General features: G+C 39.9%; 15 protein-coding genes and 2 pseudogenes. 7 read left to right on the plus strand and 10 right to left on the minus strand.

Annotation, left to right across the window (positions count from 1 at the left end):
* Positions 1 to 8: 8 nt before the first annotated feature.
* Positions 9 to 581: an alpha/beta hydrolase family protein gene (locus V8V91_RS18950; protein ID WP_373396786.1), complete on the minus strand. Its 573-nt coding sequence runs from the start codon at positions 579 to 581 to the stop codon at positions 9 to 11.
* 34 nt (positions 582 to 615) lie between these two features.
* Positions 616 to 1,398 (minus strand): alpha/beta hydrolase family protein, encoded by a 783-nt coding sequence (locus V8V91_RS18955; RefSeq protein ID WP_373396787.1) that lies wholly within the window; start codon positions 1,396 to 1,398, stop codon positions 616 to 618.
* A 637-nt stretch (positions 1,399 to 2,035) separates the two neighbouring features.
* On the opposite strand from V8V91_RS18955, the pseudogene V8V91_RS18960 reads away from it, so the two are divergent.
* A pseudogene (locus V8V91_RS18960) lies at positions 2,036 to 3,174 on the plus strand (acyl-CoA dehydrogenase family protein).
* 84 nt (positions 3,175 to 3,258) lie between these two features.
* Here V8V91_RS18960 and V8V91_RS18965 read toward each other — a convergent pair.
* The 3 genes and pseudogenes from V8V91_RS18965 to V8V91_RS18975 form a co-directional block, all read right to left on the minus strand.
* Positions 3,259 to 3,993, minus strand: a complete 735-nt coding sequence (locus tag V8V91_RS18965; RefSeq protein WP_074226779.1) for an MIP/aquaporin family protein — start codon at positions 3,991 to 3,993, stop codon at positions 3,259 to 3,261.
* Positions 3,993 to 5,491: pseudogene (gene glpK / locus V8V91_RS18970) on the minus strand (glycerol kinase GlpK). The gene V8V91_RS18965 and the pseudogene glpK overlap by 1 nt, the downstream one beginning before the upstream one ends.
* 69 nt (positions 5,492 to 5,560) lie before the next feature.
* Positions 5,561 to 7,126, minus strand: a complete 1,566-nt coding sequence (locus V8V91_RS18975; protein ID WP_373396788.1) for an FAD-dependent oxidoreductase — start codon at positions 7,124 to 7,126, stop codon at positions 5,561 to 5,563.
* A 125-nt stretch (positions 7,127 to 7,251) separates the two neighbouring features.
* Here V8V91_RS18975 and V8V91_RS18980 point away from each other — a divergent pair, with 125 nt between their 5' ends.
* Positions 7,252 to 8,013: a DeoR/GlpR family DNA-binding transcription regulator gene (locus tag V8V91_RS18980; RefSeq protein WP_373396789.1), complete on the plus strand. Its 762-nt coding sequence runs from the start codon at positions 7,252 to 7,254 to the stop codon at positions 8,011 to 8,013.
* On the opposite strand, the gene V8V91_RS18985 is transcribed toward V8V91_RS18980, so the two are convergent.
* Positions 8,010 to 8,507, minus strand: a complete 498-nt coding sequence (locus V8V91_RS18985) for a histidine phosphatase family protein (protein ID WP_373396790.1) — start codon at positions 8,505 to 8,507, stop codon at positions 8,010 to 8,012. The genes V8V91_RS18980 and V8V91_RS18985 overlap by 4 nt on opposite strands.
* Before the next feature lie 114 nt (positions 8,508 to 8,621).
* Positions 8,622 to 9,356, minus strand: a complete 735-nt coding sequence (locus tag V8V91_RS18990; protein ID WP_373396791.1) for an RluA family pseudouridine synthase — start codon at positions 9,354 to 9,356, stop codon at positions 8,622 to 8,624.
* A gap of 111 nt (positions 9,357 to 9,467) precedes the next feature.
* Between V8V91_RS18990 and V8V91_RS18995 the strand changes: the two genes are divergently transcribed.
* Positions 9,468 to 10,640, plus strand: a complete 1,173-nt coding sequence (locus V8V91_RS18995; protein ID WP_373396792.1) for a hypothetical protein — start codon at positions 9,468 to 9,470, stop codon at positions 10,638 to 10,640.
* A gap of 18 nt (positions 10,641 to 10,658) precedes the next feature.
* On the opposite strand, the gene V8V91_RS19000 is transcribed toward V8V91_RS18995, so the two are convergent.
* From V8V91_RS19000 to V8V91_RS19010, 3 genes are all read right to left on the minus strand, one after another.
* Positions 10,659 to 11,633, minus strand: a complete 975-nt coding sequence (locus V8V91_RS19000; protein WP_373396793.1) for a YpdA family putative bacillithiol disulfide reductase — start codon at positions 11,631 to 11,633, stop codon at positions 10,659 to 10,661.
* A 61-nt stretch (positions 11,634 to 11,694) separates the two neighbouring features.
* Positions 11,695 to 12,399 (minus strand): NRDE family protein, encoded by a 705-nt coding sequence (locus V8V91_RS19005; RefSeq protein ID WP_373396794.1) that lies wholly within the window; start codon positions 12,397 to 12,399, stop codon positions 11,695 to 11,697.
* Between the two features lie 45 nt (positions 12,400 to 12,444).
* Positions 12,445 to 13,554, minus strand: a complete 1,110-nt coding sequence (locus V8V91_RS19010) for an alkene reductase (RefSeq protein WP_373396795.1) — start codon at positions 13,552 to 13,554, stop codon at positions 12,445 to 12,447.
* A 229-nt stretch (positions 13,555 to 13,783) separates the two neighbouring features.
* Between V8V91_RS19010 and V8V91_RS19015 the strand changes: the two genes are divergently transcribed.
* Genes V8V91_RS19015 through V8V91_RS19030 form a run of 4 tightly spaced genes read left to right on the plus strand, consistent with a single transcriptional unit; the run spans position 13,784 to position 16,250 of the window.
* Positions 13,784 to 14,155, plus strand: a complete 372-nt coding sequence (locus V8V91_RS19015; protein WP_074226790.1) for a BlaI/MecI/CopY family transcriptional regulator — start codon at positions 13,784 to 13,786, stop codon at positions 14,153 to 14,155.
* Positions 14,155 to 15,030 (plus strand): M56 family metallopeptidase, encoded by an 876-nt coding sequence (locus V8V91_RS19020; protein WP_373396796.1) that lies wholly within the window; start codon positions 14,155 to 14,157, stop codon positions 15,028 to 15,030. Before V8V91_RS19015 ends, V8V91_RS19020 begins: the two co-directional genes overlap by 1 nt.
* Positions 15,031 to 15,033: 3 nt before the next feature.
* A complete protein-coding gene (locus V8V91_RS19025) occupies positions 15,034 to 15,342 on the plus strand; it encodes a hypothetical protein (RefSeq protein WP_373396797.1) in 309 nt (102 codons plus the stop codon).
* Positions 15,339 to 16,250: a hypothetical protein gene (locus tag V8V91_RS19030; protein ID WP_373396798.1), complete on the plus strand. Its 912-nt coding sequence runs from the start codon at positions 15,339 to 15,341 to the stop codon at positions 16,248 to 16,250. Before V8V91_RS19025 ends, V8V91_RS19030 begins: the two co-directional genes overlap by 4 nt.
* Positions 16,251 to 16,254: the final 4 nt, after the last annotated feature.

Genomic DNA, 16,254 nt, shown 5'->3' on the forward strand with positions numbered 1-16,254 from the left:
CATCCTCTCTATTTAATGTGCTCATTAATCCACTGGAGAATTTCTTCCATGGCAATGGGTGAAAAAGTTTGTTCAATAGACGCATATTCACTCGGCATTCCTGTAGTGCTTTCTTGAAATAAATGATTCAGCTCAGGGATTTCTACAGTAGTAACTTGATTATTACCACCCCGCTCAAGCGCAGATTTGATGGCTTCCAGATTTTCCTTAGGAGCAACTTGCAAGTCTTTCGATCCATTAATTGCCAAAACAGGACAAGTCACTTTTTCTAAGGTTGGAGAAGGATCATATTGAATGAAATATTGCATCCATGGGCTGGTCATTTGATTGACCTGGGCATTGACAAAATCGGCCTCCGTCATTCCGTTGGGAATTTGATTTTTGGGAATGTTTCTAAAAGTTTCACTCATTAAGTCAAATAAGTCTCTTTCCAAAGAGTTTGAGTTTTTGACGAGCTCAAATGCTTTTTTACTGATAATGTCATTTTCTATTAATTGATTTTCTGTCATCCCGGAAGCTTTCCCAAGCATTCTTTGTTGAAGCAAGAGTAATTCATCCCCAGGAATTCCTGTTCCCGCCATTAAGATTAAAAAGCAACCTCCTTATTGGCAACTGCTACCTTGGGAGCGATAATCCCTCCTTCACTATGTCCTGCCAAACCAATTTTTTGGGATCAATTTCTTCTCTGGTTTTTAAATAAGCGAATGCAGCTTCCGCGTCATTTGCAAAATCAGCACTTGTAGCTTGTCCATGGTTTCCGGTAGATTTTCCAGTTCCCCGGTCATCGTAACGGAGTACCGCGATACCATTTCGAGTCAAATAATCGGATAAGACCAAAAAGGGCTTGTGCCCCATTAATTCTTCATCCCTATTCTGGGGACCACTTCCACTGATTAAAACAACTGCTGGGAAATTGCTTCCGGTTTTGGGTAGGGTGAGAGTTCCAGCTAACGTAATCCCATCTATTGAATTTTCGAATGTCAGATCCTCTGATATATAAGGATAAGGTTTTGTTGGTTCCTGAGGTCTTTTGGATTCTTCCTTGGAAATCTCTCCTTTGGTAAGATTTAATGGGAAAGGCTGGCCTGCCTGAGTAAAAACACCAATAATGATTTGGTCCTCATCTAAAGTCCCTTCGTATTCAATTCTTGCATTGGAAATAGTGATTTTCAATGTACCATTTTGGAAAGTCGTAGAGTTGACAGGGATTCCAAAAGCCGCTTGGTCGGGGCTGTCCATGGTAGATTTATAGCCAGATTCTGTTTTTTCAATATTAAAAACCAGCCTCAGCTGTATGCCTTGAACTTTCAAAACCCCGTTCCATTGACCTTCAATGTCTTGAGCAAAAGTGGAAATAGAGATAATTAGGCTGGCAAATAGAAATAAAAAGGATTTCATGAATAGAAATTAATGTGGGTTGCTAAATTTTCTGGAAGGTTAATTTACAAGCTTCTCGAGTCTTTTTTCGCTGAGGGATTTGTCAAACACAGCTAATCTGCCCATTCGAATTTTAAAGAAATTACCTATTCCATCTGGATAATAATATAGGTTCTTACGTTTGGTTAGTCCGTTTGGATATCCTTCAAAGTCCTCTTTAAGTTGGATCAATTCGTGTTTATAGAATCGATATGATTTTGATTTGTTTTCTGGGCAAATACACCCTGCGCAATCTGAATTGAAAAAAGGATAGAAGTAAATAAGGTATAGGTAATTCTGGTCATTGTCATTGGATTATTCCAAATAAGCTTAAAAGAAATGTGATTAGATCAAAAGATGATCAAAGTGAAGTCCCATGCTCTATAAGCAGTTGGTTTTTAGTTAAATAAATCATTTTTTTATCGTAAAAAAAGAAATTAAAACTTGATATTTTAGCCTTAGATATTTGAATTAACTAGGGTTGATAGAAATAGCAGTTGGATTCATTGGGTTTTTAAGAAAATGCAGAAGTTTTTTGATAATGTCATGGTTTGGGGAATCCAAACTTATTATGAATCTTAGGGTTAAATGAATAGATAGACCCAAATAAACTACCAATATGAATTTTAGAGAAAGTGAAAACCAGCGAATGATCGCGGAAATGATCCGTGATTTTGGCGCTAAAGAAATTACACCTTTTCGAAAGGATTGGGATGACCGACAGTTTTTCCCAAAAGAACTTTTAAAAAACTAGGGGAATTAGGACTGATGGGAGTTTTAGTGCCTACCGAGTTTGGAGGAGCAGGCTTTGGCTATGAAGAATATGTAACTGCTATTGTTGAACTTTCTAAGCTAGATCCATCCATAGGTTTGTCCATGGCGGCACATAACTCTTTATGCACAGGGCATATTATGCTTTTTGGAAGTGAGGAACAAAAAAAGACCTATTTACCAAAACTAGCAACCTGTGAATGGCTAGGAGCTTGGGGCCTGACAGAACCAAATACAGGTTCAGATGCTGGGAATATGCGTACAGTTGCCGAAAAAGATGGAGAATATTGGGTAATCAATGGTGCCAAAAACTTCATTACGCATGGAGTATCTGGTGACGTGGCAGTGGTGATAGCCAGAACAGGAGAAATAGGGGATAGCCACGGAATGACTGCCTTCATTGTTGAAAGAGGAACCAAAGGATTTGAAGGAGGTAGAAAAGAGGATAAGTTGGGGATGCGCGCCTCAGAAACTGCAGAGATGATTTTTACTGATTGCAGAATTCACGAATCACAGGTTTTGGGAAAAGTAGGAGAAGGTTTTATCCAATCGATGAAAGTTTTGGATGGTGGAAGAATTTCTATTGCCGCCTTGTCTTTGGGGATAGCAGAAGGTGCTTTGGAGGCCTCTATTCAATATTCAAAGGAAAGAGAGCAGTTTGGTAAACCCATCAGTAAGTACCAAGGAATTTCCTTTAAATTGGCTGATATGGCTACCCAAGTGGAAGCTGCAAAACTATTGATCATGAAAGCAGCAGACTTGAAGAACAGAGGAGAGAAAGTGACCTTAGCTTCTGCAAAAGCAAAATATTTTGCCTCAGAAGTCTGTGTTTCGGTATCCAATGATGCAGTTCAGATATTTGGAGGCTATGGATTTACCAAAGACTATCCAGTAGAAAAGTATTACCGTGATTCTAAATTGTGTACGATAGGAGAAGGAACCTCGGAAATTCAAAAAATGGTGATTGCCAGAGAGGTATTGAAATAATTTCTTGAAAAAGGGCTATCTCAGAACAGGCTAAGACACTGCTCAGCTGACCTTAATGGAATCTTGAGATAGCCCTTTTTATTTTTATGCTCCTGCTACTAAATACAAGCCTGCCGCTAATGCTGCTCCTGCTATGGGACCTAAAACAGGAACCCAGGCATATCCCCAATCGGAGCTTCCTTTGCCCTTAATCGGTAATATGGAGTGCATTAATCTTGGGCCAAAATCACGGGCAGGATTGATTGCATAACCAGTGGTTCCTCCCAAAGCTAACCCAATTACCCAAACTAGGAAGGCAACAGGGATTGCCCCAAGTGAACCCATTCCAATGGGAGTTTCAGTTGCATCCTCTATTTTGGCTCCTGTGTTATATAATATGACCAGAATGAGCACAAAAGTACCGATGAGCTCTGAAAAGAAATTAAGAGGAAGATTTCTTATGGCTGGGGAGGTGCCAAAAGGGGCTGCTTTGAGGGCAGGATCATCTGAAGCTTCATAATGATCCTTATAAAAAAACCAGGCAATCCCGACACCGATCATCGCACCTAATGTTTCTGCAGCGATGTATCCAGGGACCATGGCCCATTCAAACTTCCCTACAATAGCTAAACCTACGGTTACCGCTGGGTTTAAGTGTGCGCCACTGTATGGTCCTGCCACCACTACACCTACAAAAACTGCCAATGCCCAGGCAGTACTGATTTCCATAATTCCTCCACCATTTCCTTTGGTTTTTGGAAGAAGCATATTGGCTACTACTCCTGAACCTAGTAAGAGGAGTAAGCCTGTCCCGATTATTTCTGCAATGTATGGATTCATTATTCTACCCAGTTTTTAGAGCGTTCAACAGCCTTATGCCAAAAATGTAGTAATTTTTCTCGTTTATTGGCATCCATTTGAGGAGTAAAGCTTTTGTCTGCTGTCCATAATGATTGCAGCTCTTCTCTACTTTTCCAAAACCCCAATGCCAAACCTGCCAAGAAGGCTGCACCAATGGCGGTGGTTTCAATGATTTCCGGTCTCTTAATTTCGCAATCCAATAAATCTGCCTGAAACTGCATCATAAAATTATTGGCTGTTGCTCCGCCATCTACTCTCAGTTCCTGGGTGGGTTTTCGGAGTCTTTTTCCATGGCCTTCAATACATCGTAAACTTGATAAGCGATGGCTTCCAAAGCAGCTCTGGTCATATGGGCACTAGTGGTGCCTCTTGTTATCCCAAAAAATGCACCCCGGGCATTTTGGTCCCAATGAGGTGCTCCAAGACCTGTCAATGCAGGTACGAAATATACTCCATCATTATCATCTAAGCTCATGGCAAGCTTTTCAGAATCTTTGGCGTTTGGGAATAATTCGATCCCATCTCGAAGCCATTGAATAGCTGCGCCACCTATGAACACGGATCCTTCCAAGGCATAGTTTATTTCATCACCAATTTTCCAGGCTACGGTAGTCAATAATTGATTCTCTGATTTTACAGCCTCATTCCCGGTATTCATTACCAAAAAGCAACCTGTTCCATAGGTAGTTTTGGCCATTCCAGGCTCGGTGCAGAGCTGACCGAACAATGCAGCTTGTTGGTCTCCGGCAATTCCAGCAATAGGGATTTTGACACTCAATACATCTCCGGCAGTTTCACAATACACTTCACTACAGGATTTAACTTCTGGTAATAATGATTCAGGGATGTCAAAAAGTTGTAAGAGTTCTTTATCCCATTCCTGCGTGTGTATATTGTAGATCATGGTTCTACTGGCATTGGTAATGTCAGTAATATGGCTTTTACCCGCAGTAAGATTCCAAATCAGCCAGGAATCCACGGTTCCGAATGCCAGTTCACCTGCTTCAGCCTTTGCTCTTGCCCCTTCCACATTTTCTAAAATCCATCGGATTTTAGTGGCTGAAAAATAAGCGTCAATGATCAATCCCGTTTTGGATGCTACGAGGTCAGCATGGCCTTTTTCTTTTAATGAATTGCAGTAGGAGGCGGTTCTTCGGTCTTGCCAAACGATAGCATTATAGACTGCCTTACCAGTTTTTCGGTCCCAGATTAAGGTGGTTTCCCGTTGGTTGGTAATTCCTATTCCAGCGATTTGATCAGCTCGAATCCCTTGGTTAATGAGGGACTCCACCATGACGCTGGATTGACTGGTCCAGATTTCGTTTGGGTCATGTTCTACCCACCCGGAGTCTGGAAAATATTGTTTAAAATCTTTTTGGGCAACGGAAACAATTTGCCCCTTTTTGTCAAAAATGATTGCTCTGGAACTAGTGGTACCCTGATCCAGTGCCATCAGGTAGGGTTTTTCTTGGGTCATTCTAATTTAAAATAGGCTGTCATTAATTTTCAAGACAGCTGATGGTTAACAAAATCTCATTTGGTGATGCTACTTTCTAATTAAATACTTTTCGGCCACTTTATTGAAATCCTGAATTTCCTGAGAGATCCAGACCTGGTCTTTATGAAGTTCAATAGCCATCAACTGAGCTACTTTTTCTGCTGTTTCAATGGCTGCCTGAGCATCAAGGATCAAAATACGAATTCTTCTTGATAGGATGTCCTCTACTTTAACAGCCATTTCATTTCTTACCGCCCAAATTACTTCAGCGGCAATATTGGGGAAGTCAGGATGGAGCTTTTCAGCAAGCTTTGGTTCCTCTTTTGCCAATGCTTGAATTGCCAATGCATCTGATCCATATAGCTGCCAGTGGCCTTTTTGAAGCTGCTTAGAATATCCATGAATTTTCATGTCCAGAGATGTGCTAGCTCCAGGCTTCTCTCCAGTTACTTGTTGGAAATGATCCACCGTGTCTTCTCCCATTTTTCGGAAGGTAGTCCATTTCCCTCCGGTCAGGGTAACCAGCCCGCTTTCTGAAACAATCACTTTATGGGATCTTGAGATTTCTTTGGTTTTGGTACTGCCCTCCTGAGGTCTGGCTAGTGGTCGCAGTCCTGCAAAAACAGCTTTTATATCTGCTCTTGTGGGTTTTCTTGTCAGGTAACCTCCGGCCGTTTCCAATACAAAATCAATTTCTTTTTGCAAGGCTTCAGGTTCTAGTTTGGGTTTTTCACGAAGTGTATCTGTAGTACCTACGACAAGTTTTCCATGCCATGGTACAGCAAATAAAACCCTTCCGTCTCTGGTTTTAGGGATCATTAATGCATCGGAACCTCCTAAAAAATCCAAGTCCATGACCAAGTGAATCCCCTGGCTTGGTTGGATCATTTTGGGAGCTTCCGGATTATCCATTTGAAGGATTTTATCCGCAAATACTCCCGTGGCATTCACTACCATTTTAGCTTGAATGATGTGTTTTTTCCTCGTTAGAAGGTCCTGAATTTTCAATCCGGTAATTTTTCCCGAGGAATCTTTCTCCAGGTTATTGACTTTGGTATAATTCAAAATGCAAGCACCTGCTTCGTCTGCAGTTTGCGCAATATCCAAGGCCAGTCGAGCATCGTCAAATTGACCATCGTGATAAACAACTCCACCCATTAATCCTTTTTGTAGGACTGCAGGCAATCTCTTTATAGTTTCTTTTTTAGAAATGAAAGTAGATTTCCCAAGACTCAACCGGCCTGACATCCAATCGTAAAGTTTTAAACCTACGCTGTATTGTATACGGTCAAACCAAGTATAAATAGGGATAATAAAGGGCTGGTCATGCGCAAGGTGAGGGGCATTTTTAAGCAACTTTCCTCTTTCTTTCAATGCTTCCAATACGAGCATTACATCACCTTGCGCTAAATAGCGAACTCCGCCATGAACCAGTTTGGTGCTTCGGCTGGATGTGCCTTTGGCAAAATCAGCTTTCTCCAGTAATACAACAGACATCCCTCTGGATATGGCATCCAATGCAACACCCAATCCTGAGGACCCTCCACCAATCACGGCAATATCCCAGACTTTTGAAGAGTCTTGGATTTGCTTTATATTTTCTTCTCTATTCATTTCTTTCTAAATCGATTTAAAAATAAGAAAAAAGAAACAAAGAGAAACAAAAAGAAAGTAATAATTTAATGAAATGCTATTCTTTCCTATTGTTTTCATTAATTTTAAGTTATAAAAGAAAGTCAATGACCATCGCAGAGCGACATAAGTACATCTTAGATGAATTGAACAGGGCCGGTTTTGTTTCTGTTTCCGAACTATCCAAAAGCATGGAGGTAACCATGGTGACAATCCGGAAGGATCTCAAAGTCTTGGAAGATAAAGGCTTGCTTTACAGGTCACATGGTAGTGCAACCTCTGTTTCACCTTATGTATCAGATCGATCTGTCAACGTAAAAAAGCTGGAGCAAGTAGAGGAGAAGAATAGGATTGCTGAAAAGGCTTTGGATTATTTGGTAGAAAATGAAGCAATTTTAATCGGGTCTGGAACTACGGTGGTTGCTTTTGCTCAGGCAATTCCAAAGAATCTTCCTTTGACTGTCCTTACTGCGGCGATGAATGTCACCTTGGCATTGATAGATTCTCCCGAAGTTGAGTTGGTGCAATTGGGAGGGGTGGTTAGAAAAAGTAGTAGTTCTGCGGTAGGCCACTATGCCGAAGAAATGCTTCAGAATTTTGCTTGTAGTAAATTATTTCTCAGTGTGGATGGGGTAAGTATGGAGCATGGGTTAACCACCTCTAATATGATGGAAGCGCATTTAAATGCTCAGATGATCAAGAATGTGCAGAAAACCATCGTTTTGGCAGACTCTAAGAAGTTTGGGAAAAAAGGTTTTGGGAAAATTTGTGAACTGGAAGACGTGGACATTATTATTACCGATGCAGGTATCCCAGATTTATTCCAAAAGAAGTTGGGGGAAAAAGGAATAGAGATTGTGATTGTTTAATAGTCTTTATAAGTTTTTCTTTCCACAGAAGAGCCATTTTCATCCACGGTAACTACATAGATAAAATCATACTCTATGTCCTCTAAATCCTTATATTTTTCAGCGTCTCCAACAAAGTAATTAGCGATCTGTCCTACCGTGTTGCTATGTCCTACCACTAAGATATTCCCTTCGTCCGCCTTCAACTTTTCTACTAACTCATCATGATTTCTAGGATCATATACCTGTATTTCTAAACCTTGTTGATCTGCCGTAGGTTTTGCAGTGCTTTTAGTTCGAATGTAATTGGTGCTGTAGATATGTTCTATGTTCTTGTCGGAAAGAATTTGTGCGAGTTTTTGGGCTCGGATCTGTCCTACCTGTGCCAATTCAGGATCATCTCCTTCTAATTGCTTTTCAGCATGGCGGACTATATAAATTGTTTTTGGCTTTGGAGAAGGAGAGCAAGAAGCCAAAAATAGAAGCACTAAGGATAGTAGAATTAGATTTTTCATGAAATAAAGATACTTTCTAAGGCACAAAAAAAATGGAAATCCTTAAAAAAGATAACCTTAAACGAGCAGATTCTGAAGTTTAAGGTTATTAATAGAAGGTTGAGCTGTGGGGTATTATCCCGAAAACGTATTGTCAAGGTGTTGGTCCTTCGTCTTTACCGTTTCAAATTCCAGGAATTGCTCCCAGAATTCTTCTTCTGGTACAGCTGCTCTTAGATATAGCTTCTCCTTTTTGACAGGGTGGACAAAAACCAGGTTGAATGCATGCAGGTTGATACTGGCATCTGGATTAGGTTTTGCAAAACCATACTTGACATCTCCTCTGATAGGACATCCCATGGATGCTAACTGAACCCTTATTTGATGCGGTCTTCCTGAAACAGGCCGAACTTCTAACAGCCAATGGTCATTCATAAAGCCCAAAGTTTTATAGTTAAGCTCTGCTTTTTGTGATCCGGGAACTTCCCGATCATGGGCAGTCACGAAATTTTTCTGTTCGTCTTTAACTAACCAGTGGGTGAGTTTTCCTAGTTCTTCACGCGGCTTTCTTTTGACTATTGCCCAATAGACTTTGTGGATATCACGCTTTCGGAACAACTCCATCATCCGTTCCAATCCTTTGGATGTTCTGGCAAATGCTACCAAGCCACTGACAGGGCGGTCCAATCTATGGATCGGGTGAAGAAAGACAGCTCCCGGTTTATTATATTTTTTGGCAATGTAATCTTTGAGGTAGTCCGTCAACGTCTCATCGCCCGTATTATCTCCCTGCACCAAAATGCCTGCAGCTTTATTGACGATTAATAGGTGGTTGTCTTCATAGACAACTGTAAATGGTTTCTTTTTCATAGAAATGCAAAGTTAGCCATTTTCTGTTGAGAGATAGAAATTTATATTCTTTGAGGCGTTGCAGAAGTTTTTAGTTTTGATAATCTTGTAAAGGAACCACCAATTTTATAAATGATGAAAAAGCATTTCCTGTACTTTTTATTAATCATAGCTTATTCTTGCCAAACTCCCAGTAACGAAAAATCAGACTCTGACCAACCAAAAGAAATCTTTATCGAAGTGGAAGATTCAGTAACTGTCAATGGTGTTTTGGCCCAACTTTTTTTATTTCAAACAGCAGATCAGTACCATGTTATTTTTAAAGACTTTTTAAAATCCAAGGTTTATGTGGTGAACAAGGATAATGGAAAAATAGACTACGAATGGAGTAAATCCGGAGATGTGCCAGGTGCTTTTGGTTCTATGACCAAGCCATTGAGTATTTCTAAAGACGGAAAGATTGTGGTAGTAGATTACATGGCTGGCCAACGTGTATTCCAAAAAAATGGAGATGTGACCATGGTTGGAAAACCAGTAAAGAACCAGGTAAGTTTTGGAGGTCCTGTAAGCCTTCTTTCAGATAGCCAGGTAGTGTCAATTGATGGTGAAGAATATGTGTTGTATTCTCTTGATTTACTGGAGCAAGCGGAAGAATACAATTCTGAATTTCTTCAAAAGAGGAGAAATCTGATATTGTCCAACTTAACAACTGATGAGACTCGTTTAATTGTTCCTTTCCCAGAAGGGTCCAAGTTTTTATCAGGAAAGGCTTTTCCTTTCGAAGATTTCCGCCCACGATTTGTAGTCAATGAAGAGGAAGATCGATTGTATTTAATTTTTCAAAACGAACCTGTTTTGTATACTTACCAATGGAATGATGGAAATCCTGTTTTTAGTTCAAGCCTTGCTATTTCATTGCCGGGATTTGAGGAAAATGAAGGAGTTGAAATCGGAGCAATTGGATTAGGTCAGGTAAGCGATCCAGGGAATGAACCTCTTCCTGCTCGAATTCAAGGGATTGCTCAAGCCGGAAATGGTTTTTTAATCACCTATAGCACTAAACCCAGTGAAAGATTATATAGTCTTTATAAGTCTAAAGAAATATCAAAGGAACAACGAGATCAAGTATTCAAAGAGATATCCAGGAAAACAGTATTTATGGATGAATCAGGAAACATTTTTCCAGTGAATTTTCCAGAGATGTATTATGAATCCTTTGTCATGATCGATGACAAGATCCATTGGATGAAAAAAATAGATCCCAATACAGAAGCAGAAGATTTTACGGTGTATTGGGGAAATTAAAGATTGAGTAGCTTTCAATCAACCCAATTTCTCCTTGATATCCTTCATGATAGTCTCTGCATGGACCACACTGTTTTCAATAAAGAATTCCCGGGTGTTTAAGCCACCACATACCACTCCAGCTAGGTAAACTCCTGGTACGTTGGATTCCTGATTGGCTTGATCGTAGCATGGTTGACGTTTTTCGTCCAAGCTTAATTCCACTCCTAATTGATCCAATAAAGCGAAATTGGGCTTGTACCCCGTCATTGCCAGTACAAAGTCATTTTCAATGGTAACCTCTCCTTCTGGTGTCGTGATGGTTACTTCATGTTCTGTAATTTCTTTGACCCTTGATTTGGCGAAAGCTCGAATGGAGCCTTCTTTGATTCGGTTCATGATATCCGGACGAACCCAGTATTTCACATTTTGATCCACTTCATCTTCCAATAGTACCATACTCACTTCCGCTCCTTTTCTCCAGGTTTCCAAAGCTGCATCTACAGCGGAATTGGCTCCACCAACAACGAGCACTTTTCTTCCTATATAGGGCCAGGGCTCTTTATAATAGTGTTGAACTTTTGGGAGATCTTCTCCTGGCACATTCATCAAATTTGGTAGATCATAGAATCCGGTTGCCAGTACAATCTTTTTGGTGTAGTAAGTGGTTTTAGAGCTCGTGACTTCAAAAATAGCTCCTTTCTTCGCGAGGGTTTGAACGCCTTCGTACAAATTGACATTCAGTTTAAAATGAAAGAAGATCCTTCGATAATACTCTAATGCTTCGGTTCTGGTAGGCTTGTTTCCTATCGACATGAAAGGGATTCCAGCCATTTCCAATCGGTCAGAAGTAGAGAAAAAAGTCATATTGATTGGATAATTAAAAATGGAGTTGGTTAATGCACCTTTTTCAAGTATCACATAGTCCAAATTGGCTTTTTGGGCTTCCACTCCACAGGCAAGCCCAATCGGCCCCCCTCCCACAATCAATACATCATGAATTTTTGTTGTCATCAATTTTTAGGTTTGAGCTTTGAAACGATAGGTTTCATCGGCGAATTTACGGTAATCCCATTCAAAACTTCTCTCTGAAGGTTACATTTCCCGATTTTTCTAAAACCAAAGCAGCGGAGGAAACAGTTCCATAGTTTTCGTTTAACCGAATGAATTGGGCTGAAAGTCCTTTCTCCATTTTAGAAGGAACTCCAGTATCCGGTAACTTTTCCAAGGGAAAGGTCTCCTGTGAGTTTAGAATATTTAATAAGGATTCTGCATTGAACCGGTCTTCAATTTGCTCGATAAGCTGCTTTTTTGCCAATTGTACTTTAGGCCAGGGAGCATTCAATAAACCATTGCTTAATCCATGAATTCCAGGTTTCACCTCGATTATGTCTTCTCCATAATTGCTGTAGTAAAGCAAATGGTTCCCATCCGATACCAGTAAGTTAAATCCGTCGTATTTTTCTTGATTGGATTGGACTTCTTTTAAATAATCTAGGGGTGAGAAACTACTTTCCAGAAAATTTTGAACCAGCTTTCCTCTACTGATGAGCGCCTTTTTTGGATGGTGAAAATCCCTGTAATTAGTCAATAAGGACCATCTCCCATTGGGGTGAAATCCCATCCAGGTGCCATCACTTTTTAAATCTTTTCCGGCATAAAACCCAGATTCCCAAGGGTGAATCTTTTTGCTCGGCCTCATGAAAAACTCATCTCGATTGGCTCGGATAACTAAGGGGTAATCGGGATGGTTTTTCCAGGAAAATACAACTAAGCACATATTTAAATGTAAAAGAAAAGGCCGGAATTCCGGCCTCGGTGGTGATTATCCAACATTCGTTTCTTCAACCAAAGGATAGTCTGTATATCCTTTTTCCCCTGGCGTATAGAAGGTGCTTTGATCCCATTCTTCCAATGGAGCATTGGTTTCAAACCGTACTGGGAGATCTGGATTTGAGATGAATAGTTTCCCAAATGCAACGGCATCAGCTAAGCCTTCTTCAATGATTTTATTGCCTTTTTCCTGATCAAAAGCATTGTTAATTACCAACGTACCTTTGTATATTGGTCTATATCTTTTTGCAATATTTGGTTCTAAATAAGGTATATCGGAAACATCTGTAAACGGTTCCGAAAGGTGTAAATAGGCCAGATTGTAGTCGTTTAATTTATTGATGATATAATCAAAAGTAGGAATGGTTTTTTCATCGGCTTTCATTCCAAAAACACCATTTAAAGAAGGGTTTAAACGAACTCCAATCTTATTTTCCGGCATTACTTCTTTAATCGCTTCGATTATTTCAAAAAGGATTTTTGTTCGGTTTTCGATACTTCCTCCATATTCATCCGTTCTTACGTTGCTGGTAGCGCTGAAGAACTGATGCAATAAATACCCATTGGAAGAGTGAATTTCAACTCCGTCAAATCCTGCTTTCATCGCATTTTTAGCACCGTTTTTAAAATCCTCTATCGTCTGCTTGATTTCCTCCAAGCTCATTGCTTTAGGAGTGACTGTTTCTTTAAAGCCTTCTGGAGTATAAGATTTTTCATTGGGATTAATGGCGGAGGGAGCAAGAGGTAATTCACCGCCATGGAAATCAGGATGTGAGATTCTTCCCACATGCCATAGTTGTATGAAAATATGTCCATTTTCTTCATGAACGGCTTTCGTAACTTTTTTCCAACCTTCTACTTGCTCCTGAGAATAAATCCCTGGAGTATTGATGTATCCAACTGCTCTTTTTGAAATCTGGGATCCTTCAGTAATAATCAATCCTGCGGAAGCCCTTTGTCTATAATATTTCGCGTGAATTTCGAATGGTTTGTTTTCGGGGTTGGCTGCTCTGGAGCGCGTCATGGGAGCCATCCATACCCGATTGGACAAATTTAAATCGCCGACTTGTATAGGTTCTAATAATGCTTGTTTCGTACTCATGTTAGTAGTTGGTTTTGTTGAAAAATTCAATGTCTATACAACTAATGTTTGGGTAAGAAAGTTCATTCCTTTCCAAAGAAATTCCTCTAATCTTTAGTAGGTTATAATTGTTGAAAATCAGTGGTTTAACACATTTTAATATTTTTTAATACGATTATTTTCGTAGAATTTTTGAAATTACGATTGTCTTCGTATAACTTTGGTACGAAAGATATCGTATAACCAGACCATGAGTAAACCTACAGAAGCCGAGCTAGAGATTTTATCCCTTCTATGGGAAAAGAAAGAAGCCAGTGTGAGACAGATCCACGAGGAGATTTCAAAGACCAAGGAGACGGGATATACTACTACATTGAAAATCATGCAGATCATGCATGCTAAAGGGATGTTGACCAGAGATGAGCAAAGTAGAACGCATATTTATAAACCTGCTACTAATCAAGGAGAGACCCAAAAATCCCTCTTGAAAAATTTGATGGCCACTGCTTTTGGTGGTTCCGCAAAGAAACTGGTCATGCAGGCACTTGGACAAGAAAACCCTTCCAAGGAGGAGTTGAATGAAATAAGAGAATTTTTAGACCAACTAGAACAAAAATCCTGATGACAATTTTAAACGATTTGATACCGGATAACTTGCTGTATGCCTTGGGATGGACTTTGGTTCATTCGATCTGGCAGCTTGTATTGATTGGAGGGGCACTTTGGTTGCTTCTCAAATTGTTTGCTCGCCGTAGTCCCACTTTTAAGTACGTTGTGGCAATGTGCAGCCTAGGATTTACCTTGCTCCTAGCTCTTGGGACATTTTTCTACCAGCTTACTATCCAAGCACCAGATTCCCTTTTTGATAAAGTGACTTTGGATGCCATGGTATTAAGCCAAATGAATGAGGCTTCTACGCTTAGCTCGGAAAGTTTTGTCCCCAGAATAATTCATTGGATCGAGATTCAACTTCCTTTATTAGTGAATTTTTGGTTTTTGGGTGCTTTACTATTCTTGTTCAGATTGGTGAATAGTCTTTCTGAAATTAGAGTGCTTAGAAAATCTTCTACTCTAAATGAGGATTTGAACTTAAATGATATCGTAAAAAGACTTTCTTCCAAGATTGGAGTCAGTAAAAAAGTGCAGCTTCGAATCACAGATTTAGGCCAATCTCCGATCACTTTCGGGTATTTGAAGCCAGTCATCTTAATCCCTGCAGGATTATTATTTCAACTTTCACCTTCCCAATTGGAAGCTATCATTGCCCATGAATTGGCGCATGTAAAGCGAAATGATTATTTGGCAAATCTGATTCAGTCTTCATTGGAAGTCGTGTTCTTCTACCATCCATGTTTTTGGTGGATGAGCCAAACAGTGAAGGAGCTACGTGAAAATGCTTCCGATGATTTGGCTGTTTCTGCAGGTGTTTCAGCGAAAGAATTGGCTTTTGGCTTAGCTGAAGTTTTGAATTTCGCAAAGCAAAATCCCCTGAATTAGCACTTGCAGGAAAAAAAACGAAACCCTACCCTTCAAAGAATTAAAAGAATCATGGGCTATCCAGCTCAAACCTATCCGCAAAACCCTATAATTTCTATCCCTATGTTAATCACATTAATACTTAGTGCCGGTTTAATTGCCAGTGCACAGCAGGATGTACCTGCCAAAACAGATAAAGTGGAGCCCATCGCTCAAGTTGTTGTTAAAAATACCGTTGAAAAGTTAGTGCCTAAAGTTATAGAAGCAACCAAAGATACCGTTGATAAAAAAGTCGAAAAGGTAATTATCACCGATGGGTTCCAGTTTGGGTGAATGAAGAAAATGAAGTGATTGACCCAAAGGATAAAAAAGTATATCGTATCCAGGTTCAGGGAGATACCATTATCCATAAAGGGAAACCAATGGTTTGGAAGTCGGATAAAAAAGGAACTTTTGTGTATAAGTTCAATGGCGAAGAGGTAATTATTGAAAATATGCCTGAGCTAGAATTGGCTCCAATGCCTGAATTTCCAAAAGAGGCCATGGCTCCGATGATGGATTTTGAAATAGCTGTTGCTCCTCAAATGGATTTTGAAATGGCACCAGTACCCGACTTTGACTTCGAGATGGCACCAGTTCCTGATTTTGAAATGGCCCCAATGCCACCAATGGAATTTGGAGAGGGATTTGCGCCAATGGTTTTTGAGTTTAAAAATGGACAGGATTGGGCTTTTTCTACCAAAGACACCATTGGAATGACCAAAGCTGAAAAAGAGAAATGGCAAAAAGATATGGAACTTCGTGCTGAAGAAATGGCAAAAAGAGCGGAAGAATGGGCTGCCAAATGGGAGGAAAATGGCGCTGAATACGAGCTCAAAATGAAAGAATGGGAAAAGAGTATGGCTCCAAAAATGAAGGAGTTTGAAAAGAGAATGGAAGAGTGGCAGAAAGCCTATGAGCCTAAATTGAAAGAGTTTGAAAAGAAAATGGAGGAATGGCAAAAAGCTAATGAGCCCAAAATGCAGGAGTTTGAAGCGAAAATGAAAGCTTGGCAGGAAGAGAATGAGCCTTTGTTGAAGGATTATGAGGAAAAGATGAAGGCATGGGAAAAAGAAATGCAACCAAAAATGGAAGAATATCAACGTAAAATGGAAGCATGGCAAAAAGAAAATGCCGCTAAAATCGAAGAATTCCAGAAAAAACTACAGGAAGAGCTTAAAAAGAAAGACGATAACCAATAAATAT

The organism is Algoriphagus halophilus (assembly GCF_041729275.1).
Lineage (GTDB): Bacteria > Bacteroidota > Bacteroidia > Cytophagales > Cyclobacteriaceae > Algoriphagus > Algoriphagus halophilus_A.

Coding starts and splice junctions, on each gene's coding strand:
- V8V91_RS18975 (WP_373396788.1), bottom strand. CDS start 7,126: ATGAATAGAGAAGAAAATATAAAGCAAATCCAAGACTCTTCAAAAGTC.
- V8V91_RS18965 (WP_074226779.1), bottom strand. CDS start 3,993: ATGAATCCATACATTGCAGAAATAATCGGGACAGGCTTACTCCTCTTA.
- V8V91_RS18955 (WP_373396787.1), bottom strand. CDS start 1,398: ATGAAATCCTTTTTATTTCTATTTGCCAGCCTAATTATCTCTATTTCC.
- V8V91_RS19015 (WP_074226790.1), top strand. CDS start 13,784: ATGAGTAAACCTACAGAAGCCGAGCTAGAGATTTTATCCCTTCTATGG.
- V8V91_RS18980 (WP_373396789.1), top strand. CDS start 7,252: ATGACCATCGCAGAGCGACATAAGTACATCTTAGATGAATTGAACAGG.
- V8V91_RS19005 (WP_373396794.1), bottom strand. CDS start 12,399: ATGTGCTTAGTTGTATTTTCCTGGAAAAACCATCCCGATTACCCCTTA.
- V8V91_RS18985 (WP_373396790.1), bottom strand. CDS start 8,507: ATGAAAAATCTAATTCTACTATCCTTAGTGCTTCTATTTTTGGCTTCT.
- V8V91_RS18995 (WP_373396792.1), top strand. CDS start 9,468: ATGATGAAAAAGCATTTCCTGTACTTTTTATTAATCATAGCTTATTCT.
- V8V91_RS19010 (WP_373396795.1), bottom strand. CDS start 13,554: ATGAGTACGAAACAAGCATTATTAGAACCTATACAAGTCGGCGATTTA.
- V8V91_RS18990 (WP_373396791.1), bottom strand. CDS start 9,356: ATGAAAAAGAAACCATTTACAGTTGTCTATGAAGACAACCACCTATTA.
- V8V91_RS18950 (WP_373396786.1), bottom strand. CDS start 581: ATGGCGGGAACAGGAATTCCTGGGGATGAATTACTCTTGCTTCAACAA.
- V8V91_RS19000 (WP_373396793.1), bottom strand. CDS start 11,633: ATGACAACAAAAATTCATGATGTATTGATTGTGGGAGGGGGGCCGATT.
- V8V91_RS19020 (WP_373396796.1), top strand. CDS start 14,155: ATGACAATTTTAAACGATTTGATACCGGATAACTTGCTGTATGCCTTG.